Raw genomic sequence first — 21,095 nt, 5'->3', positions numbered from 1 at the left:
TTGACTCAATTCGGTTTAATAATATCAAGGCAGGTATCAGGTTTTAAATAAGAGGAAAAATGCGATCGCAATCATCATTGTTCCAGCGACATAATTAATATATTTAAAATTATTATTTTTCTTTAAAACTGAGCCTGTTTTATAACTAAAAAAAGCATAAATAAATTTGATTCCTCCCACAGCAACAATAGTAATTAAAATAATAATAAAAGTGTCCATTAAAGAAACACTAGATAAATCCAAAAAAGCAGGAAGAAAACTCAAATAAAAAAGAATCGCTTTTAAATCGGCAGTCGTGATCACAAATCCCATGAAAAAACTAGCGACAAAAGAAGATTTTTCATTTGATTTAACTAAGATTTGATTGACTGGTGTTTTTTTCCATAAATTTAAGCCTAACCACAATAAATATAAAGCACCAATATACTTAATTAAACTGAAAAAAACATTAATTCCTGCAAAAATTGATAAACCATAAATCGCTACAATTAGAAATAAAATATCTCCCGAAACTATGCCCATAGCTGTCCAAATTCCATGAGTTAAACCGTGAGTAATGGTTCGTGTTGATACGGTTAAAACACTCATGCTGGGTATTGAAGCTAAAATTACCATCGCCGTAAAAAGAGCGATCGCACTACTAAAAGTTAAACTTATATTCATCATGATTAAAATTCTATCATCTCAACCATGAAAGAAGAAATAAATCAGTTGTCAACGGTAAAAATATGTTTTATATTAGAACAATTATTATAGATTAAACTCTATTTAAAATTTTATATTTATTGATTTTTAGCTATTTTAAGGAACTGACAATTAAGCCAATGATAATTTTAGAGGGATTTATTCTTGCCACAATCCTATGCGGATTTTTAGGGATTATGTTGAAGCGTAATCTAGTTATGAAAATTATGGGCATGGATGTAATGAGTAGTGGGGTTATTGCTTATTATGTCTTCATTGCTTCTCGGAAGGGTTTTTTCACCCCTATTCTCACGGCTAAGGATAATGTTGATTATGCGGACCCAGTGCCTCAAGCGGTCATTTTAACAGCCATCGTCATTGGTTTTTCCATTCAGGCTTTGATGTTAGTGGGTGTCATGAAATTAGCTGTTGATAATCCTACTTTAGAAACCGACGAGATTGAAAATACTATTGGAAAATAATGGATACAATTACTTTAATTTGGTTAGCTTTACCTTTTTTGGCAGGTTTTATTATTTACTTATTACCAAGATGTAGCCACATACTTTCCCTAACAGTTTTATCAATTTCCGTTTTATATCCTGTATGGTTACTGGCTTCTGGGCAAGATTTAACTTTACAATTATTAGACAATTTTGGTGTTAGTCTTTTTATCGATAAGCTAAGTGGTTATTTTATTCTTACCAATAGTCTTGTTACCATTGCTGTTTTATTTTATTGTTGGTATGAGGAAAGGAAGGCTTTTTTCTATACCCAATTAATGATTCTCTATGGTAGTGTTAACGCCTGTTTTATTGGCTACGACTTTATCAGTTTTTATGTTGCCATTGAGGTTATTAGCATTGCCGCTTTTCTTTTAATAGTTTATCCTCGCACAGACAAAAGTATCTGGATCGGTTTACGGTATCTCTTTGTTAGTAATACAGCAATGTTGTTTTACCTAATAGGAGCAATTTTAATCTATAAAGCTAATAATTCTTTTAGTTTCAACGGTTTAAGTAATTCCCCCCCAGAAGCGATCGCACTTATTCTGTTAGGATTATTAGTTAAAGGAGGAGTCTTTGTTTCTGGATTATGGTTGCCCCTCACCCATGCCTCCGCCGAAACTCCCGTATCTGCATTATTATCAGGAGTGGTAGTTAAAGCAGGAGTTTATCCCCTCATTCGCCTTGCTTTAATTGTGGATGAGATGGATCATATTGTGCGTATTGTAGCCATAGCCACTGCCCTATTAGGAGTCACATACGCTATTTTTGAAAGCGATGTAAAGAGGATGTTAGCCTTTCACACCGTATCTCAATTGGGTTTTGTTTTGGCTTCTCCCCCCGTTGCGGGAATTTACGCTCTTTTCCACGGCTTAGTAAAATCTAGCTTATTTTTAATGGCAGGTTCATTGCCAACACGGAATATCAAAGAATTAAAACACACTAATATTAATACTTATTTGTGGATAGCCTTAGTTATCGCCAGTTTATCCATTTCAGGTGTACCTCTACTTGCTGGATATTGTGCCAAAGTTTTAACCGTTAAAAATCTTTATCCATGGCAAGTAATGTTAATGAATATTGCCGCCGTTGGTACAGCTATTTCCTTCGCTAAATTTATTTTTTTACCTCATGATACATCTGCCAAAATACTAAAACAAAATTGGGGTTTTTGGTTTGGAGTTATCTTTCTATTGGCAGGGTTAATTTTTGCTAACGGTTTCTATCTATCCACTTACACCCTAAGTAACATTATTAAAGCCTTAATTACAGTCTTTATTGGTTGGTTAGTTTACTTTGTCTTGATTAAAAAAGCAGTTATCAAATTACCTCGCATCCTAGAAGATTTTGATCATCTCATTGGCATTATGAGCTTAACCCTAGTGGGCTTATTTTGGATGGTTTTACCATAGTTAAAGGGGCAAGGGGCAAAGGGCAAAGGTAATTAACCATTAATTAACAGTTAAAAATATCTAAAACCTGAAACCCAAAACCCAAAACCTACCCCAATGACACCCAATTTTTTGGCAACCCCTGCCTACTAACTCTGTGCTTTTTTATTTGTCAGTCTTTCTTCCGCATTTGCCATTACTGCTTCTTTATTTTCTAAAAACTCTCCGGGATAAGTTTCTAATATTTTTGTAGATAAGGAAATACGATTTTTAAAAGTATCAATTTCCATAATTACAACTTTTACTTCTTCTCCTATTTGAAATAAACTTTCTAAGGCGTTTACTTTACCCTCACTAATTTGTTTAATGTGCAGTAAACCGCTCACACCACCAAAATCCACAAAAACACCATAGGGTTGAATTTTAGCTATTTTACCAGCAACAACCTCGTTTTCCTTGAGCTGAGATAGAGCGGAAGAACGAGCAATATTTCTTTGGGTTAATACTAACTTATTTTCTTTTTGGTCTAATTGTAGAATATTAGTATCAACAGTTTGATCTATTAAAGTCTCTAAATCTTCTTTCTGAGTTAAATGGGATTTAGGAATAAAACCTTTTAAACCTTGTACTTCTCCAAAAACACCCCCACGGTTAACCCCTGTAACCAACATTTGCACGATCGCACCTTTTTCTTCAATCTCCTTTAAATTATCCCATGCTTGATCAATAAATAATTGACGGCGAGATAATTTCACTTGTCCTTCTGCATCTTGTTCCTTGATAATAACAAAATCAAATTCCTGCTCTAAAGGTAATACTTCTTTAACATTAGAAGAACCTCTCCAGTCCACCTCTGTCTGAGGAACAAAACCGGGAGATTTACCGCCAATATCCACATAAACACCGTCGGAAGAATACTCGAACACTTTCCCCCTGACAACATCTCCCTGCTTAAAATGATAGTCATACTGTTCTTGTTCTAAAGCCTGAGAAAAATCATCCATAGAAAACGAGAGATTATTAGATGCAGAGGAATGAGAATTAGCGGTCATAACAAATTAGACAATATAGTAAAATTACACAAATTACTTTATTATAATGTAGATTCTCTCTGACTATTCATAAAAACAATCAACAGTCAAAGGATTCATTAGTCAGAATGACACAAATTAGCCTAAACTAATCTAATAAAGTTTAGTTAAAAAAATATATTTTTAGGAGATTAAGAAAATGGGAGTTATATTCCAATTAGTATTAACCGCGCTAGTGCTTTTTTCTTTCTTAATGATCGTTTATGTGCCTGTTGCTTATGCTTCCCCTCAAAACTGGGAACAGTCTAAGCCTTTATTATACTTAGGTTCTGGCATTTGGTTAGCCTTAGTGGTTGCCGTTGCCGTCTTAAACTTTTTCGTGGTTTAATTTCACTTTTTGTTAAGAAATATTAAGAATTAAGACAAAATTTAACTCGGTGGGCAAAATCCAAATTAAATCAAAAAAATGAGTATTTTTGCTCACCAAATTAGACAAAAATATTTACTGGTAAACATGGCAATTTTTGAAGGAAATTTTCAAGATACATCAAATCTACGTTTTGCATTAGTCATAGGACGTTTCAATGATTTAATTACGAATAAGTTATTATCTGGCTGTCAAGACTGTTTGAAAAGACATGGAGTGGATATAAACCCAGAAGGAAATCAGGTAGATTATGCTTGGGTGCCGGGTAGTTTTGAGGTGTCTTTAGTTGCCAAAAAATTAGCTCTTACAGGGCGTTATGATGCCATTATCTGTTTAGGGGCAGTTATTAGAGGAGATACTCCTCACTTTGACTATGTGTGCAATGAAGCGGCGAAGGGAATTGCTTCTGTTGGTTTAAATACTGGTGTGCCGATTGTTTTCGGTATTGTCACCACAGACACAATGCAACAGGCTTTAGAAAGAGCAGGAGTAAAAAGTAATTTAGGTTGGAATTATGCCATGAATGCGTTGGAAATGGCTACTTTAATGAAGCAGATTGAAAAATAACTTTGGCTCTCTTACTGCTCGTCGTGTAAATTATCGGTTAGGAAAAAGTGTCAGGTGGCAGGTGGCAGGTTTTAGGTGTCAGGATGCTAGAGGGATGAGGTGGATTTTTGACTTGCCGATTTTAAGTAATAATAAAAAATCTTCAAACAATCAATAAATCATTGTAAATTATCAAAACTCATTACTCACTACTCACTACTCATTACTCCCTCTTAAACAAAGATTTTAGAATGAAACAGCCCTGAAGGATAAAGGGGGGTTTGCCCTTTTTTATCTTAACTCCGAACTCTGAACTCCGAACTCCGAACTCCCCGTAATCGTTTCTATCGGAGCAGGTTCTGCTAAATCTGTAGCAATAAAACTACGGGCTGTGACTGCCACTAAAGCAAAAAGTGCGATCGCGATCGTAATAAAAGGAATAATTTGTTGACGAATAAATTGCATAATGTTGTAGTTGTTTAATAGAATAAATTAACTGCCTAGAATTGAGGAATAGTTAAGCCCTTAGACTTAAGCCATTGGGGGTTGTAAAGACGAGATTGATAACGAGCCCCACCATCACATAAAACTGTCACAATGGTATGTCCGGGGCCTAGTTGTTTCGCAAGTGCGATCGCCCCTGCTACATTTATACCGACAGAACCGCCCATAAATAAACCTTCTTTATAGAGTAACTGATAAATAACTCTTAAGGCTTCATTGTCGTGGATTTGCACCGCATCATCAATGGGTACACCTTCCATATTAGCGGTAATGCGACTATTACCAATCCCCTCAGTAATAGAATTACCCTCAATTTTTATTTCCCCTGTTTTGACATAACTATATAAACCACTACCCATAGGATCAGCCAAAACGCACTTAATATTAGGATTTTTTTCCTTTAGAAACAAAGATACCCCTGCAAAAGTTCCTCCAGTACCTGTTGCCGCAACCCAACCATCAACCTTACCATCAGTTTGTTGCCAAATTTCTTTTCCCGTTGTTTCATAGTGGGCTTGACGATTAGCTAAATTATCAAATTGATTTGCCCAGATTGCGTTATCCATTTCTTCTGCAATCCTACCCGATAACTTAACATAATTATTGGGATCTTTATAAGGCACAGCTGGAACAGCCTTAACCTCAGCCCCTAAAGTACGTAACAAATCCATTTTTTCTTGAGATTGAGTTTCAGGAATGACAATTACACATTTATATCCCTTCGCATTGCAAATATGAGCCAAACCGATACCCGTATTTCCTGCCGTACCTTCTACCACCGTACCTCCGGGCTTAAGTAATCCTTGCTTTTCTGCCTCTTGAATAATATACAATGCCGCTCTATCTTTAACTGAACCGCCGGGGTTCAAAAATTCAGCTTTGCCTAAAATTTCGCATCCTGTTTCTTCGCTGAAGCTATTAAGACGGATTAAAGGAGTGTTGCCAATAGTACCAACGAAGCCGTTTTTAATATCCATTAGTCAGTTATTTTATCTAAGAATAATTCTGATTATCTAGCTGTTCTATTTTATCTCAATTTGACTTATTAATAACTTGAAAGGCTTTCAGGTTTATTCTTTTTACTCCCAAATAGTTTTGAGATTGGGAAAATTCCCTAAAATTTGATCTCTAGTAATTAATGTTGATTGATAATAACTGGCTGTTGCGGCAATAATGCGATCATGAATATCCCAATGTTTAGGGAGAATTAGCATTTGTTGAAAAATTACAAAATCAAAACCAACGATACTAAAACCATCTCCTTGATTAATCTTATCTAGTAATTCCTCGATTATAATCTTTACTTTTCCTTTTTCAGCAATATGAGTAAGTTCTGCCATTACTAAGGTAGGGATTAACACCTTAACTTCTCCATTTTCAGCCTGAGTCTAAATTTCTTTAGCTTTACAAGATAATCTTTCATCTTCACTAATAAACCAAGCTAGAGCATGAGTGTCAACTATATAAGTAATCATACTGTTATTAATCCCAGTCTGAAATATTCTTAAATACTGCTTTTTTTGCTTCATCTAAATCCTCATCTGTTACCACAACATCTTTCCACAAACCCCTTATTGTGGTTTTATTGTTAGACAATTTTCCTTGAGATTGGGAGTCATATTTTTGGGCTAAAAATTCCGCAAAATCCAGCAATTCTTGCTTTCTGTGGGGTGATAATGTTTGAAATTTACTGATTAATAATTGTTCTAATGTCATATCTGAAGAATTAAAAATTAATAATTAATAATTAATAATGAGGCTAGAAGTCAGAAGTAGGAAGTAGGAAGAAGTAATTAATAACTATTAACTATTTAATTTTTGACGGCAAATTTCTGCTTCCTGAGTATAACCTCCCTTCTCATAGTATTTTATCGCAGTTTCCAAATCATCCATTTTTAAACAGGCTAAAGCGGCTTTTTGCCATTCACTCAAAAATTGCCACAGTTGTGCGGCTTCTTCCCATTGCTGTTGATTTTCGCAAACCATTGCCAACCTTTGCCAATTACTTAATTGTCGCCAACAATCCTCTGCTTTTTGCCAATTTTCGGCTTTTTCATAGCAGAAACCTGCTTTTTCTATTTCTTTAATGGAAAACCATGCTTTTCCTGCTTCTTCCCATTTTTGTTGATGTTCGCAAACAAGGGCTAATTTTTCCCATTTCCACGATTTACGCCAACATTCTTCAGCTTTTTCCCAATGTTTGCATTTTTCATAACAGAAACCTGCTTTTTCATGATTTCCTGCTTTAAGGTAATTTTCTGCCGCTTTTTCCCATTCTTGTAACTGTTCATAAGCATTGGCACTTTTTTCCCAATTTTGAACTCCTGAAGGGTTTTGCTGTGCCGCACGAGCCCAGTATTGAGCGGCTTTTTGCCAATTATCGCATTGTTCATAACAAAGGGCGGCTTTTTCAAATTGATTAACTTTTAACCAATCCAGAGCGGCTTTTTGCCATGAGCCTTGTTTTTTACAGACATACTCTAGTTTTTCCCAATTTTCCAATTCCTGCCAACAATCCTCTGCTAAGTGCCACAATTCCCCATTTTCAAAACAAAGGGCGGCTTTTTCCTTCTCTCCTATTTGTTGCCATGCCCTTCCTGCTTTTTCCCATTCCTGCAATTTTTCCCACTCTTGGGCCGATTCCTGCCATTTTTCTTGTTTTTCTAGGTTTTCAGCGAGGAGATCGCTTTTTTGCAAGGTTTGCCAATGTTTTTGAGCTAAATGCCACAATTCTCCTTCTTCAAAACAAAGGGCGGCCTTTTCTAACTGATTGATGTTTTCCCATGCTTCTCCTGCTTTTTGCCATTCCCCCAAATTTTCCCAACTTTCAGCCGCTTCTTGCCATTTTCCTTGTTTTTCACCGGCTAGAATACTTCTATACCAATTTTTGGCTTCTAACCATGCCTTTTCTGCTTGATCCCATTTTTCTGATTGCTCATAACATAGTCCCTGTAATTCATTTGGGTTCGTTTTACTCCAAGCCTGTGCCGCTTCTTCCCATTTATTTTGTTGTTGAAGTGCGATCGCAACAAAACCCCAATATCCTAATTCCTGCCAAATACTCTGGGCTAAATCCCATTGATTTCCTTTTTGATAACATAAAGCGGCTTTTTCCATTTCCGTAATTTTTAGCCATGTTTGAGCCGCAGAAATCCATTTTTCTTCATGCTCATAAGATAACGCTAACTCTCGCCAATTTCCTAACTCTTCCCAGCATTTTTGTGCTTCAGTCCATTTTTGTGCTTTTTGCCAACAATTTGCCGCCCTTTCTATATCTCCATCCTTTTGCCAACAATTACCAGCTTTTTCCCATTGATTTAATTCTTCCCAAATTAACGCAATTTTTTCCCATTGACCTAACTTTGTCCACATTTTTACCGCCAACTTCATTTGCTCTGATTGACGATAAAATTTATCTGCTAAATCATAATATTCATTTGCTCTTTCTAATAGGTTTCTTTCCAAACATTCATCCCCTGCTAATTCCCATTGATTATCCCGTGCTAAACATCTTAATTTTCCTTCAAAATCATTCCCTTTTTCATAACATAATTTTGCTAATTTATAATTATTAATTTTCTCAAAATATAATCCTCTTTTTTGCCATCCTTCATTATCCAAAACAGACCATTTAGCTAACCATAATTTATGATCAACTTCATTCCAGCAATTAATCGCATAATCAAAAAAACCAACTTTATTCCAAATATCTCCTGCTTTACCATAATTTCCCTTTTTCTCCTCCCCAAGAGCATTAACTTTATTTAATCCAAATTCGTCTTGATAAAGACTGTAAATTTGCTCCGCTATTTGATAACTTTTATTGTTTCCTACCTCTAAATATTTATCAGTAATGTCTATTTGTTGACCAGAACTATATTTTCTATTAAACATCGATTCTAATTCAGTTTCATACCCGATTTCCAACATCTGATTAATCTCGGACTCATTCCAGATGTTATCAAAAGTATCATCATAAAAATATATTTGCTTTCTCCCTAAATTAGAACATAAATATATTAAGTCTTGCTTATACACTGTCGGATTATTACAATCATATAAACTACCAATCTGAGAATTAAAAATGTCATTATTGCTATCAAAAGGCTTCCAAATTAAAACTTCTTCAAAATCCAAGTTATCTACCTCATTAAAGCTGATAATTCTTTCACTATCTTGGGGGAAAATATTTTGTAATCTTGCTTTTTCTGCTTCGCTAAATACAATGATAGCACTATCAATATTTAGAGATAACTTACTTACGATAAATTCTGAGTTTATTTCTGAAATAACTAAGGGTTTATTAGTGGATTGAATCCATGATTTATGATTGAGAGAAATTCCCGCTATACTGGCTATTTTGGATTGAAGATTAACTATATTTTTATTATATAAAAAGCTACCATTTAACTCAAAATTTTCAATTAGTTCTCTAATCTTCGCCCAATTGGGTAATTTGTGAAAACAATTAATTAAAATCTTTTTTAATCTATTCCAGCTTTGGTTATTAACTTTTAAATAATTATCATTATCCCCCACAAAAAATATTTGCGGAAAATAATCATCACTAGATTTAATTTTTAGTAACTTTAATACAAATTGTGTTTGTAATTCTGAAAAATTTTCAACTCCATCAATATAAACAACATCAAAATCTCCCTGATAATTACTAGGCAATTGACGCAGTAAATATTGAGTTAAATCTAACTCATCCCAATAATTTTGTGAAACTAACCATTCTTGATAATAGGTTGCTAAATTATAAATGAAAGTAAAATCTGAATTTGACGGGAAAATACTTTGATTTGTTAAAGCTAAATATTCTTTAAGACTTAGTAAATTATTTTCTCCTCTAATACTTTTGAATGAGCCTTTTATTAGTATCCTGATTTCTTCCCATAAATACTCTGGATTCAGAGACATTACTTGTTGCCCCTTAAAAAATTCTTCATAAAATTTATAAAAAGTAACCTGCCTTTGGGATAAAAATTTATAGTTAAAAATCAGAGGGTATTTGTCTATAATATTTTTTCCTAAGCTGAGATAATTAGTGAAGTTAATATCGTTATCACTAACTATTTTTTGACTAATCTTTTGATATTTTTGAGCATCTGATTTACTCTTAGTTAAAAATAGTATTTTTTTTGGTAAGTCTTCTTCTAACTTTCCCTCTTCTATGAGGGCTGAATAAATGGCTGTAGTGGTTTTTCCTGTGCCTTTATGACCTGTAATAACAGAAGGAAATCTAGGACTTTTGCCAATTATTTCTTCTTGTTGAGGAGATAAAATAACTAAATTACTACTTCCTTTAGTTGAGGAAAAAATATATTCTGCGGAAAAATCATCTTTGCTAAAAGAAAAATACTCTCTTTTTATTTGTTCTTTAGGATCAACTACACCAATTATTTGCTCTGAATAACTAAATTGATTAGAATTGAAAAATATTTCTATATATTTAGAAAATTCAGAATTATTATCTATAAAGTTTTCAATTTTTTTAGCTAGATTATTAACAGAAATAATATCAACTATTTTAACAATATATTGCCCATTATTTTCTACTAAAAAACTAGATATACAAATATTACTATCAGAAAAAAAGAGGGCAATTTTTTGATATTTATTAGGGAAGAATAGTTTTATTTTATCTTGAGAATCTTTTTGATTGATTAACTCCAAGAAATTGTTAACAAAGTCAATGGGGACGTAACTTGACAAAGAGTAAAGTTTTAACCAAAGTTGAGAAGAAATTTTAACGATTAGTTCTGTAGAGGTCATCATGGAGCTATGAATCAATCAATAGGGGGTTTTTTAATAGTATAAATTAGTTTAAGAAAAACAGTTAAATAGTTAATTTAATTTACTGTTAACTCGAAAATAAAATTCAGAAGTTTGTCTTTAAAGTATTAGTATTAATTATAAATCTAAAGACTAATATACATCAATTATGTTTTCCTTAACTCAAACCAGTACTCGTCAAAGAGAAATTGTAGAAATTGTTTTAGGTAATGGTTGGGATTATATGCGTAGTATATTAACTGGGGGAAAATCCGATCGCCCTCAACTTCCACCACCAGAGGTACTGCGCAAAATTTTAGTAGAGTTAGGTCCTTTTTATGTCAAGTTTGGACAATTATTGAGTACTCGTCCAGATTTATTACCCCCTCAATATATAGAGGCTTTAACCGCCCTTCAAGCTCAAGTACCTCCTGTGCCTTGGGGATTAATTGAAAAAACTTTGATGGAGCAATTAAATCAACCCCTAGATAAAATTTTTGCTGATATAAATCGTAATCCCATTGCCGCAGGTTCGATCGCACAGATACATAAAGCGACTCTTACTACTGGTGAAGAAGTTGCCATTAAGGTTCAGCGCCCAGACATAGAAAGAATTGTCAATCAGGATATAAATTTGATTAAAGGTATTGCTGAAATAGTGGCACTCACTGACTTTGGCAATGATTATGATGTGATTACTTTAGCTGATGAGTTTACTAAAGCAGTACAAGCAGAATTGGATTTTCGCCAAGAGGCACAATTTACAGATAAATTGAGATTAAACCTTAGCAATAGTAATTGGTTTGATAGTAAACAGTTAGAAATTCCGCAAATATATTGGGAGTTTACCACCGAGAAAGTTTTATTCATGGAATGGCTTGATGGTAAACCTATTTTAGACGCTGACATAGCACCTGACAGCAAAAAAAGACAAGAAATCAGTACCTTATTATTTAGAGCATTTTTTCAGCAAATTTTTATAGATGGTTTTTTCCATGCTGATCCTCATCCCGGTAATATATTCTATTTGAGTGATGGCAGACTAGGAATAATTGACTGTGGGATGATTGGCAGACTTGACCCCCGTACTCAGCAACTCTTGACAGAAATGCTTTTAGCAATCGTTGATATAGATGCTCAAAGATGTGCCCAATTAACCCTTGAGTTATCGGAAAGCAATAGTTACAAAACCAATTTAGCTCAACTAGAAAATGATTATAGTCGTATGTTGAGAAAATACTATAATCTGAGTTTATCTCAATTGAATTTCAGTGAAGTATTCTACGAAGTATTGGATATTTCTCGTCGAAATAAAATCAAACTCCCCGGCAATATGGGATTGTATGCCAAGAGTTTAGCTAATTTAGAAGGTGTTGCTCGTAAGTTTAACCCCGAAATTAATCTTCTTGCAGAAATAAAGCCCTTAATAACTGACTTATTCCGTCGTCAGTTAATTGGTGATACTCCCTTCCAAACTTTGTTTAGGACAATCTTAGATTTGAAAGCAATTAGTTTGCGATCGCCTCGTCAAATAGATGTAATCTTAGATAGACTAAGTTCAGAAACCTTCCAATGGAAACTTCAACTTAGAGAATTAGAAGGCCTAAGGCGTAGTTTAGACGATTCTGCCAATAGATTATCTTTCAGTATAGTAGTCGGTTCTCTGACCATGGGTGCCGCAATTATTTCCACTGGTGCAACCACTGCTCAACTTATTTTTATTAGTAATATTCTCTTCGCCGCCGCCACTTTTCTCGGTATTTGGCTTATCGTTAGCATATTGCGATCAGGCAAATTAAAATAGTTTTGAAGATTATTGATTTCAGAACCATTAAAATAAACTCATATAATCTTTGGTTGAACATAAAATCTTCAGTGATATTTAAGGAATTAAGGGTTAGGAATTGGATTTCAATTAAAAATCTGTAAAATAAAAAAAATACTCTTGCCATTTTATAGAATCATGATCTACAATTGAGTCAAATAAAAATTTTATAGCCGTTAAGGGAAACAGGAGGTGATGCCCATGATAGATAGTAGTAGTAAATTCGTGGGGTCTTTAGGTTTTCAGATTCGGCTGTGTGCTGGGGCAGTGTAGTTATTAGCAGATACCTGAAGCTCTGTTTAACTAACAGATAAAGCTATCTTAAATTTAAACTATTCCTTCCAGCAGTCAGAAGTCTGAGGATTTTAAATTCCTTGTGAAAATAATTGAGAGAGAGTTCCAGCAAGTCAGTAGATAACTATTCTGCTCAACTGCTTGGGACTCTTTCTTACTTGTATATTTCTATTTTCATGGATCGAAAAATACTATTCAATACTATGACTTTTAAGACTGCAAAAAAACAAAAAAAACTCTTGCTTGTTTCCTGTAGCCTACCATCACCAAATCAAGTTATGCCCTTCCTGAGTATAAAAAGTAATTAAAGAAATTTAAAGATAGGAATGAGTCATTTTTACGTATCTTTGCCCTTAAGTTAGACGTAAGAATTTACGATTTTATTGGATATTTGAATAGGTATAGGGTATCAACTTATCAGTCTAGGGCTTAATTTTCCAAACATTAATTATTCGATTAGTCTCTGAAAAGGTTGAATATAAATGGATATTAAGGGAAAGTTAAGATACGTTAACAAAACTATTAAAATTTCAGTGAACAATAAATCTTTTCATGCTAATATGATGATCAGAAATAAACAAAAATCTATCTAGCTTTTTCAAAGCAGATTATTAACTTCCAATGAATTAAGGTGTGAGGAAGCTCAACAATGAAAAAAAACTTTTGGCAATCTATTACAGTTACTCCTATTCTAGTAGGAGCAAGTTTATTAGCAAATTCCCCCGCTAAAGCTGGTGAAGAAATCAACTTAGCCCAAGCTAATAATGACGCTAACACTCAAATTATTAACCAATTAGATAGTTATGGTGCAGAGGGTGGAGTTACTTCCCAAGATCAAGTAACTAGCGTTTCCCAATTAAGAGACGTATCTCCCACCGATTGGGCATTTGAAGCATTAAGAAGCCTCGTTGAGCGTTACGGTTGTATTGTTGGTTATCCTGACCGTACTTATAGAGGAAACAGAGCATTAAGTCGTTACGAATTTGCCGCAGGTTTAAACGCTTGTATGCAACAAATGGAACGTTTAATTGCTTCTAGTGAATCAGTATTAAGAGAAGATATTGAAAAACTAAAACGCTTAATGTCCGAATTTGAAGCTGAGTTAGCGGCATTAGGTGCAAGAGTTGATAACTTAGAAGGCAGAGTTGCATTCTTAGAAGATCACCAATTCTCTACAACTACCAAGTTACAAGGGGAAGTAATTATTGCTTTAACTCAGGCATTTGAAGACGGCAACCAAGCAATTTTAGGTAATCGTGTTCGTTTAGCTTTAAATACCAGTTTCACTGGGGAAGATAACCTTGTTACCCGTTTATCTGCTGGAAACTTTGGAGCATTCAATACCACAGGTACTAACCGTTACAGAACAGGTGGCTTACCTATCACTAACGCATCTACCTCTGGTACTAGCGGAACTACAAATCAAACCTTTAACCTCTATCCCGGTTCTGGAAATGATGTTTCCGTTGACTGGTTAGCGTATTATGCCCCCATTAAATTAGGTAAGGACACACAACTTCAAGCCTACTTAGCCGCTTTTGGTGGTATTCACAGCGACTACACTCCTACTCTCAATCCTTTCTTTGAAGACTATGACGGTGGTAATGGTGCATTAAGTACCTTTGCTTCTGAAAACCCCATCTATCGTATTGGTGGTGGTTCTGGTGCTGGTTTAAGTTATCAATTAGGTTTCTTAGAAGGCTTACTCGGACCTAGTACTTTAACAGTAGGTTATCTTGCAGGTGGTGCAAGTAGTGCGGCTTCTCCTGCTGACGGTGAAGGTCTTTTCAATGGTGACTATGCTTTATTGAGCCAATTAAACTTTAATCTCAGTGATACCGTTGCGTTAGGTTTTACCTACGTTAATGCGTTCCAAAAAGCTGATACTGCTTTATTTGGTGGTGGTGGCACTTCTGGAATCGTTGGTACAACGTTCGCTAACCAAAGTGCATCCGCTCTTAATGAACGTTTTGATAGTCGTTTCCCCGGAGCAACCGTTGACCAGAAAGACAAAATTGTTAATTCTTACGGAAGCCAATTTGCATGGCGCATTACTGATTCCATTAGCTTCAGTGCTTTCTTCAACTATTCCAACGTAACCAGAATTGGTCGTGGAAATGATGACATCTGGACTTATGGTGGCGGTTTTGCATTCCCTGATTTAGGTAAAGAAGGCAGTGTTTTAGGTATCTTTGCTGGTGTTCAGCCCTATAATGCCTCTCCTACTTACTTTATCACTGATGCGGCTGGTAACTCTCGTCGTGTTCGTGTTTCCAGTACAACCCTTCCCGTTCATGTAGAGGCTTTCTACAAATATCAGTTAACCGATAATATTTCATTAACTCCTGGTGTAATTTGGGTTAACTCCACTAACCAAGGACAAAATGATGATCAAATCATCGGTACATTAAGAACTACTTTCACTTTCTAATATTTTCTGAACAGATAATAAATATATACAGAAAGTTTTAAATTCTATCCCCGCTCGTTTAACCGAGTGGGTTTTTTTATGGTCAATTTGAATGTTTATAAAAATATATAATTAAAGACAGTCTCAAAGAATTTGGGCTAAACCTAAGTAATTTATTCCTTGAGGAGAAATATCAAAACGACAAGGTAATATTTTCACTCCTTTATCTAAGGCTTCATCAAATAATTTCCCATAAACAGAATCAAATTCTCTACCAACGGCAAAATGCTGACAATCACTTCTATTAATAAAATAAAGCATTACAGGTTTGGCATCTTCAGATAATTTAATTAATTCTTTTAGATGTTTTTGTCCCCTTGTCGTCTCCGTATCAGGAAACATAGCAATATTATTTTCTGCCAGGGTTGTATTTTTGACTTCGAGATATATCGGTGGTTGAGATTCTTCTGATTGCAAAACAAAATCAATACGACTTTTGCCATCATGACCGAATTTTACCTCACTTTTGATCTGAGTATATTGGTATGCTAACTCGCTAATTATGTGTTTCTCTAAAGCAAGTTTAACGATGCGATTAGGTAAACCAGTATTAATACCCACCCATGTTGGATCATTTTCTTCTCCAACATCTATCATTTCCCAAGTGTATGCAAGTTTACGTTTGGGATTATTGCTTCTTGATACCATAACTCGACTTCCCACTTTACATAAACCTAACATTGGTCCTGTGTTAGCACAATGGGCTGTAATTAATTCCCCGTTGTCCAATTCTATATCCGATAAAAAACGTTTGTAACGACGAACTAGAGTACCTGAAATTAAAGGAGGATATTTATATAAAAAGCTCAATTTCAAACATCAAGAAAAACTATATTACAGAAAAATAATAACATAGATATAGAATCTACCTCAGTTCGGTTTAAGAATATCGGGTAGGTGTCAGGTTGTTGGAGGATTGGGGTATTGGGGTTTTAGGGGGAAACTAATCCTTAAAGTGCTGAAATTACTAATTACTAATTGTTTATTACCTTTGCCCTTGACCCTTTTCGTTATCACTTATAGATAAAAATTTATCCTGAACTCAGGTTAGCTAAAAAAGGGAAAAACTAATAAGTCATTTTTGCTAATGAGTCAAAACAATTAAGCAAAAGAAGCCTCAAAAGCAACTCCCTCATTCACAAAACCAAAACCCTCGTTAGAGATTGATTCCCATTCAGTTTCTCCCACTAGCATATAAGCACCGGGGATAGTTTGTAAACGATAAATGTCATCTGCTTTTTGAGCATCCGCACCATAAGCATAAAATGCTAAACCCTCCTCCACAAAATTATCATGATTGTTTTGAATATTTTGTCTTTCTTCTTCTCCCACATAGAGATATGCACCTGCAACATCTTCATTGCGGAAACGGTAGATAGGAATTAAACCGTCAGCTTGTTGAGAAGCCACTTTAAATGCTTTCCCTTCTTCCACAAAACTATAACCATCATCTAAGATGGCTTGTTTTTCTTCCTCTCCCACATAAAGATAAGTACCAAAACCAGTACGAAAACGATAAATACTGGTATCGAGTAAATCATTTTCCAGAGAAGATGGAGATGCTATAGTAACAAATAAATCCCCAATTTGCTCATCAGATAAGGAAGATAAATCTATATTACTGTTTGATTGAATGGTAGCTAAAATTTCTTGACCATTATAAACTACTTGATTGCCTTCGAGAGTTACATTTTCGCCATAGATTAACCCTTCTTCTAAACCTAATTTATCTCCTGTGTTGGCAGTGAGATCAAAATCCATGATTACATCATTACCATCTCCCAGTCTTAACATGAAAGTGTCTGAACCTTCACCCCCCATAAGCGAGTCAATACCTTCTCCACCATCAAGAAAATCGTCTCCTTCTCCTGCCAATAATTGATCATTACCGTTACCACTTTCGATAAAATCGTTGCCAAATCCACCTTCAATGATGTCATCAGCATCAGAACCGATAACATGATCATTACCATCTAAAGCTATGATACGAGTTCCCGTTATACTGGTGTTGGCATAAATCACATCATTTTCGTCCGTTGCCATGATTTCAGGATCATCAAATCCTGCATAGAATTTGTACTCGAAAAAGTCTGGATCTTTGACATGATTGATTCCTAAACCCTCATACCAGTTTTGAATCTTGCTAGGAATTGATACAAAGTCCATATAAACTGTTTTAGAATTGGGATCGACATCTTCAGGGTTTTCGGGAATTAGAGGAGGTAAATCCACTGAAAAAGGACTAATATCTTCAGGAGTCTTAATCAACAAACTAGCATTGAGGCGATCGCCATTTTCCTGAAAAAGAAGTACACCAGGACCATTGTAGTCAAATTGCTCAACAAAATCAGCTCGATTTGTAGCCCCTAAAAAAAAACTTTTATTGGGTAAGATCAAAAGATCCTCTTGAGAAAAATCCTCAATCATAGTGGTGACATCAAAATATGACGGTGTAGCCCCAGCACCAAGAAAAAGTTTGACAACACTAGCTAAATTTCCGATTAAATCGGTGACAACTCCAATGACAGGAATTAATTCTGTAATAGTTTTAAAAGTATTGATAAGTTTATAAATTTTGAGAGAATCCTCTGTTAACTTAATAAAGTCATTAGCGGAAAAACCACCATTGGATTTAAACGGCTTAGAAATAATGAAAATATCTTTACCTAAACCACCATTTAAGATGTTATTTTCTCCTCTATCAGCAGTCACGAGCATATCATTACCCTCGTCACCGTATTGTTTGTCTTTACCTGAAGCACCTATTAAATAATCATTTCCCTCTCCGCCATACAAAACATCATCGTAATCATTTCCATTAAGTTTATCGTCACCCTTACCACCATAGAGCGTATCATTACCATTATTTCCGAAAAGAGTATCGTTTCCTTCACCACCATCTAAAAGGTCAACTGCAAGTTCAGTACCCCAAACGGGGGTAAATCTATCATCATAATCATTAGAACCAATCAGAATATCATTCCCACCCTCTCCAAAAAGACGATTTTCAGAAAATTTAGTATCAAGGTTAAAACCACCTGCATAATAGAATTTTGTTGCAACTAATATATCATTAACTTCTGAACCATAAATGTGATTACGTCCACCTTCGCCATAAACAATTTGAGGGACAGTTAAAGCACCTGTGGGAGAAATAACCATATCTCTCTCGTCGAAACGTTCTTTGGCTTTATATACAGCATTTTCATATTGTTCAGTTTTAATGTCTATATCAAAGTCACGACCTAAAACTTTAACAAACCAAGACAATTTGCTACTATCAATAGGGTCTTGGATAACTATGTCATTTTCGACATAACTGTTAGATAAATTTGTATTGAAAGGCGGTTCTTTGGGATTATCCGTCACTTCAAAGGTTAAGATTTCATCATCTAATAAATTGCCCTGAGAATCTTCGGCGGTTACATACAAACTGTAAGATCCTTTATCTGTAGTGGTGGGAGAGAAGGAAAGGTTACTTAAAATACCAGAATTTTCGACTGCTAACCAGTTGGGTAAATTATTTCCCCCTGCTAGTTCCACATTGATAACAACATCATTAGGAAGGGTGTCTAATTTGTCAAAGGTATCGGCGTTAATTTGATACTCAAAAGGAATTTCTGGGAAAATTTCGATCTGATTAGCTAATCCACTTAATAAATCACTAATAGAATCACTGGTGAGAGTATAACTCCACATTTGAGATAAAAGATTGATCTGTGAAGGAGTAAGAGACACTGCATCGGGAAGATCAAATAAACCTAGAGGGATAGTGTTTTGATAAAAAGTATCATAACCGGGGAAATTGTCCGTTAATAACTGTTGAACTTCTGGGGTTAACTGATTTAACCAATCGGTGTTGGTTTGACCATTCGCAAACCAAGCAATGGTAACGGGTTCACTGGCATCGATACCAAAAGGATTATCAGGCAAAATGGAGTGGCTACTGATAAAGAATCCTCCTTGATCTTTATTTGCTAGGATACCATCACGGACTTTCTCAAATTCTGATTCAGGGAAAATTTGAATGTCTGGAATGTATAAAAGTCCAGTATTATCAGGAGGTGGAAAACCAAATAGACGAGAAATAGAGCCCGGAATTCCTTGATAATTTTCCAGTACATTATCCTCATCTGTACTAGGATTATTTAGTTCACTTGTGCCAACTTTCGTTTCATTAACAAAGGAGACAACGATGGGATAACCTCTTTGTAAAAGGGAAACAATACCCGTATTATCTAATAAACCACCATCAGGAAAATTATATTTAACAGAGTTGAGGTTTTCTGTAATATCTTGGGGCGACCAATAATTAAACTGGGGAAATATTTCGGGAAGTTTGATTTCTCCTGTGCGGATTGAATCAACAAAATCTTTAATCCATTGGGGAACTTCAGTGCCGAAGTAACTAAGTATAAAATTAGCGACAAATTCGGCTACTTGGGCATAGTTGCCGATATTTTTGATAATAGCATTAAGTTCAAGTACCGCATCTCCCGGTGCGGCACTACTACTACCCATGACATCGGAAAGGTTAAATAGTTGATCGGGGGTTCTAACTTCAACCTGAGTAATTAAGTTGGTTTCGGGATCAATAAAATAATCGGTAGGTTGTAAACTATTAAAGGCAAAACTGTCAACAAATCCCCCTCCAAAGGTTTGTCCATCGGGTCCGACATTGTTAAATTGTTGGGGTGTACCAGTATATAGTGGACTATATTCAAACCAGCGACGAATTCTTCTGGTGGGATCTGATGTATCGGTAGGATATTCTTGGATACCATTGGCGATAAAATAGGGGCGATCGCGCCTCATCAAATAGAAATTATCTGTTGACAATTGCGGATTATTGTCTAGGATCTCATTGAGGGAATCTTCATCAAGGGTGAAAAACTTTTCAGGATCTCCTAAGCCAAAGGGTTCGAGCATAAAGTCATTGATTGCCCTTGACCACAAATAATCGACAGGAACTCCATCATAATAATTATTAATGAGGTTTAAGAGTAAAGAAATTGTACCTAACGCTAAAAAGCCTTCTCCGTTAATTGCTTGACCGATAAAAGTGCGATCGAAGGAAGAAACATTAGCTACAGTTAAATCAGAGGGATTAATACTTGCACCTAAAAGAGTTTCATCACTAATAGATTCGGAAGCATAGTTAAAAATAGAACTGAACCAAGTACCACCAGAAACGCTAGAAATTGCCCCTACTTCCGAGAAAAAGTCATCTATCCCCAAAAGTCCTCGAATTTGTCCGATCGCAGCACTAAAGGAACGAGAACCCCCTCCAGAAATAGCAACACCAATGGGAGAATTATCAGGATGATATTTTTGAAAATTGTCAAAATCAATAAATTCAGGGTAAACTGCATCTTCACTCCAAGGATAAACTGAGGCGATCAACTTTTGAGGAAGTCCCGAGTTGGAAATATTTGATTCAGTCATTTTTCTACATAGTTACTAAACTTCACAATCATCAAAAAAAGGGGTTATACCTGAGTTCGGAGTTCGGAGTTCGGGGTTCGGAGTTAAAAGTTATAGTTATTGACAAAAAAGCTGAATAAATTAATTTCATAAGAATTTATTTAGTTATTTTTTCTCGCAAAATTTTCTCTGCGATAACTCTCAACTTCTTATTT

General features: G+C 35.1%; 15 protein-coding genes. 6 read left to right on the top strand and 9 right to left on the bottom strand.

All coding sequences use genetic code 11. From position 1 onward, the window contains the following. Positions 1–36: 36 nt before the first annotated feature. On the bottom strand, positions 37–666 hold the full coding sequence (locus Dongsha4_RS06855) for a LysE family translocator (RefSeq protein ID WP_330204949.1): 630 nt from the start codon (positions 664–666) through the stop codon (positions 37–39). 158 nt (positions 667–824) lie between these two features. Here Dongsha4_RS06855 and Dongsha4_RS06850 point away from each other — a divergent pair, with 158 nt between their 5' ends. Further along, entirely contained in the window at positions 825–1,166 is a 342-nt protein-coding gene (locus Dongsha4_RS06850; RefSeq protein ID WP_015219364.1) for a cation:proton antiporter subunit C, read from the top strand. Beyond that, the gene (locus Dongsha4_RS06845) at positions 1,166–2,602 is read left to right on the top strand and encodes a cation:proton antiporter (protein ID WP_330204948.1); all 1,437 of its coding nucleotides are present in this window, start codon (positions 1,166–1,168) and stop codon (positions 2,600–2,602) included. The genes Dongsha4_RS06850 and Dongsha4_RS06845 overlap by 1 nt, the downstream gene beginning before the upstream one ends. A gap of 128 nt (positions 2,603–2,730) precedes the next feature. Here Dongsha4_RS06845 and Dongsha4_RS06840 read toward each other — a convergent pair whose 3' ends face one another. After that, the gene (locus Dongsha4_RS06840) at positions 2,731–3,633 is read right to left on the bottom strand and encodes a S1 RNA-binding domain-containing protein (protein WP_330204947.1); all 903 of its coding nucleotides are present in this window, start codon (positions 3,631–3,633) and stop codon (positions 2,731–2,733) included. Positions 3,634–3,811: 178 nt separating this feature from the next. On the opposite strand from Dongsha4_RS06840, the gene psbZ reads away from it, so the two are divergent. Both psbZ and ribH read left to right on the top strand, forming a co-directional pair. Continuing rightward, positions 3,812–4,000 (top strand): photosystem II reaction center protein PsbZ, encoded by a 189-nt coding sequence (gene psbZ, locus Dongsha4_RS06835; RefSeq protein ID WP_015219367.1) that lies wholly within the window; start codon positions 3,812–3,814, stop codon positions 3,998–4,000. A gap of 126 nt (positions 4,001–4,126) precedes the next feature. Next, the gene (gene ribH, locus Dongsha4_RS06830) at positions 4,127–4,606 is read left to right on the top strand and encodes a 6,7-dimethyl-8-ribityllumazine synthase (protein WP_330205399.1); all 480 of its coding nucleotides are present in this window, start codon (positions 4,127–4,129) and stop codon (positions 4,604–4,606) included. A gap of 270 nt (positions 4,607–4,876) precedes the next feature. On the opposite strand, the gene Dongsha4_RS06825 is transcribed toward ribH, so the two are convergent. The 5 genes from Dongsha4_RS06825 to Dongsha4_RS06805 all read right to left on the bottom strand — a co-directional run bounded on the left by Dongsha4_RS06825 (position 4,877) and on the right by Dongsha4_RS06805 (position 10,870). Further along, on the bottom strand, positions 4,877–5,050 hold the full coding sequence (locus tag Dongsha4_RS06825) for a hypothetical protein (RefSeq protein WP_330204946.1): 174 nt from the start codon (positions 5,048–5,050) through the stop codon (positions 4,877–4,879). Between the two features lie 35 nt (positions 5,051–5,085). Continuing rightward, a complete protein-coding gene (locus Dongsha4_RS06820; protein ID WP_330204945.1) occupies positions 5,086–6,066 on the bottom strand; it encodes a cysteine synthase A in 981 nt (326 codons plus the stop codon). A 102-nt stretch (positions 6,067–6,168) separates the two neighbouring features. Further along, the gene (locus Dongsha4_RS06815; protein WP_330204944.1) at positions 6,169–6,450 is read right to left on the bottom strand and encodes a PIN domain-containing protein; all 282 of its coding nucleotides are present in this window, start codon (positions 6,448–6,450) and stop codon (positions 6,169–6,171) included. A 121-nt stretch (positions 6,451–6,571) separates the two neighbouring features. Continuing rightward, the gene (locus tag Dongsha4_RS06810) at positions 6,572–6,805 is read right to left on the bottom strand and encodes a DUF2281 domain-containing protein (RefSeq protein ID WP_330204943.1); all 234 of its coding nucleotides are present in this window, start codon (positions 6,803–6,805) and stop codon (positions 6,572–6,574) included. An 87-nt stretch (positions 6,806–6,892) separates the two neighbouring features. Continuing rightward, positions 6,893–10,870 (bottom strand): hypothetical protein, encoded by a 3,978-nt coding sequence (locus Dongsha4_RS06805; protein ID WP_330204942.1) that lies wholly within the window; start codon positions 10,868–10,870, stop codon positions 6,893–6,895. 166 nt (positions 10,871–11,036) lie between these two features. Here Dongsha4_RS06805 and Dongsha4_RS06800 point away from each other — a divergent pair, with 166 nt between their 5' ends. Together Dongsha4_RS06800 and Dongsha4_RS06795 are read left to right on the top strand one after the other, a co-directional pair. Next, a complete protein-coding gene (locus Dongsha4_RS06800) occupies positions 11,037–12,671 on the top strand; it encodes an AarF/ABC1/UbiB kinase family protein (protein ID WP_330204941.1) in 1,635 nt (544 codons plus the stop codon). A gap of 964 nt (positions 12,672–13,635) precedes the next feature. After that, a complete protein-coding gene (locus Dongsha4_RS06795; RefSeq protein WP_330204940.1) occupies positions 13,636–15,417 on the top strand; it encodes an iron uptake porin in 1,782 nt (593 codons plus the stop codon). Positions 15,418–15,540: 123 nt separating this feature from the next. Here the strand turns inward: Dongsha4_RS06795 and sfsA are convergent, their stop codons facing one another. After that, a complete protein-coding gene (gene sfsA / locus Dongsha4_RS06790) occupies positions 15,541–16,272 on the bottom strand; it encodes a DNA/RNA nuclease SfsA (protein WP_330204939.1) in 732 nt (243 codons plus the stop codon). 285 nt (positions 16,273–16,557) lie between these two features. Next, on the bottom strand, positions 16,558–20,901 hold the full coding sequence (locus Dongsha4_RS06785; RefSeq protein ID WP_330204938.1) for a putative Ig domain-containing protein: 4,344 nt from the start codon (positions 20,899–20,901) through the stop codon (positions 16,558–16,560). Positions 20,902–21,095: the final 194 nt, after the last annotated feature.

The sequence above is a fragment of the Cyanobacterium sp. Dongsha4 genome, assembly GCF_036345015.1.
Lineage (GTDB): Bacteria > Cyanobacteriota > Cyanobacteriia > Cyanobacteriales > Cyanobacteriaceae > PCC-10605.
Note: the sequence above shows the minus strand (reverse complement) of the source record. Positions and strands in the feature narration are given on the sequence as shown.

Bases quoted from the DNA above. Each gene is read 5' to 3' on its own strand.
- Dongsha4_RS06800 (WP_330204941.1), top strand. From the start codon at position 11,037: ATGTTTTCCTTAACTCAAACCAGTACTCGTCAAAGAGAAATTGTAGAA.
- Dongsha4_RS06785 (WP_330204938.1), bottom strand. From the start codon at position 20,901: ATGACTGAATCAAATATTTCCAACTCGGGACTTCCTCAAAAGTTGATC.
- Dongsha4_RS06855 (WP_330204949.1), bottom strand. From the start codon at position 666: ATGATGAATATAAGTTTAACTTTTAGTAGTGCGATCGCTCTTTTTACG.
- Dongsha4_RS06795 (WP_330204940.1), top strand. From the start codon at position 13,636: ATGAAAAAAAACTTTTGGCAATCTATTACAGTTACTCCTATTCTAGTA.
- Dongsha4_RS06810 (WP_330204943.1), bottom strand. From the start codon at position 6,805: ATGACATTAGAACAATTATTAATCAGTAAATTTCAAACATTATCACCC.
- Dongsha4_RS06805 (WP_330204942.1), bottom strand. From the start codon at position 10,870: ATGATGACCTCTACAGAACTAATCGTTAAAATTTCTTCTCAACTTTGG.
- ribH (WP_330205399.1), top strand. From the start codon at position 4,127: ATGGCAATTTTTGAAGGAAATTTTCAAGATACATCAAATCTACGTTTT.
- psbZ (WP_015219367.1), top strand. From the start codon at position 3,812: ATGGGAGTTATATTCCAATTAGTATTAACCGCGCTAGTGCTTTTTTCT.
- Dongsha4_RS06850 (WP_015219364.1), top strand. From the start codon at position 825: ATGATAATTTTAGAGGGATTTATTCTTGCCACAATCCTATGCGGATTT.
- Dongsha4_RS06840 (WP_330204947.1), bottom strand. From the start codon at position 3,633: ATGACCGCTAATTCTCATTCCTCTGCATCTAATAATCTCTCGTTTTCT.
- Dongsha4_RS06820 (WP_330204945.1), bottom strand. From the start codon at position 6,066: ATGGATATTAAAAACGGCTTCGTTGGTACTATTGGCAACACTCCTTTA.
- Dongsha4_RS06825 (WP_330204946.1), bottom strand. From the start codon at position 5,050: ATGCAATTTATTCGTCAACAAATTATTCCTTTTATTACGATCGCGATC.
- Dongsha4_RS06845 (WP_330204948.1), top strand. From the start codon at position 1,166: ATGGATACAATTACTTTAATTTGGTTAGCTTTACCTTTTTTGGCAGGT.